General features: G+C 56.5%; 1 protein-coding gene. It reads left to right on the top strand.

Going from position 1 to position 561, the window contains the following annotated elements; genetic code table 11:
- Positions 1-130 precede the first annotated feature (130 nt).
- Positions 131-529: an IS200/IS605 family transposase gene (tnpA, locus tag AB2B41_RS23350; RefSeq protein WP_367880228.1), complete on the top strand. Its 399-nt coding sequence runs from the start codon at positions 131-133 to the stop codon at positions 527-529.
- Positions 530-561: the final 32 nt, after the last annotated feature.

Genomic DNA, 561 nt, shown 5'->3' with positions numbered 1-561 from the left:
ATTTTCCATCTATTGGAGATAAACCACCGGCTTCCAGCCGGTCCGCTTCAGCGTCTTCGTTGATGATCTCTCCTCCTGAATGTTGAAACCCGCGGAGGCGGTATGGTTTCAACATTCAGGAGGAGAGATCATGCGCTACTCGTCATCCGCGCACACGCGATTTTACCACAGGTTCCACGTCGTTTGGGTCACGAAATATCGGTACGCCGTGCTACAGGGTCCGATGCGTGAACGGCTCAGGCAGATCATCCGGCAGACCTGTGACGACTTGGGCGTTCACATCGTGCGTGGCGTACTGGCCCGGGATCATGTCCATATGTTCCTGTCGATCCCGCCAAAGCTGTCGCTTTCGGATGTCATGCAGCGGATCAAGGGACGGTCGTCGCGTCGCATCCAGATGGAGTACCCCGAATTGCGCAAGCGCTACTGGGGCAGGCGGTTCTGGGCGCGTGGGTACTTCTCAACCACCTCGGGCAATGTGACCGACGACATCATCATGCAGTACCTGGAATTACATTCCGCCAAATGATGCCACCGGCCTCAGCCGGTGTGTCATTCACT

Source organism: Sulfitobacter sediminis (assembly GCF_040811725.1).
GTDB lineage: Bacteria > Pseudomonadota > Alphaproteobacteria > Rhodobacterales > Rhodobacteraceae > Sulfitobacter > Sulfitobacter sediminis.
The sequence above is the reverse complement of the archived record's forward strand: the minus strand, read 5'-3'. Positions and strand labels throughout refer to the sequence as shown.

Bases quoted from the DNA above. Each gene is read 5' to 3' on its own strand.
- tnpA (WP_367880228.1), top strand. From the start codon at position 131: ATGCGCTACTCGTCATCCGCGCACACGCGATTTTACCACAGGTTCCAC.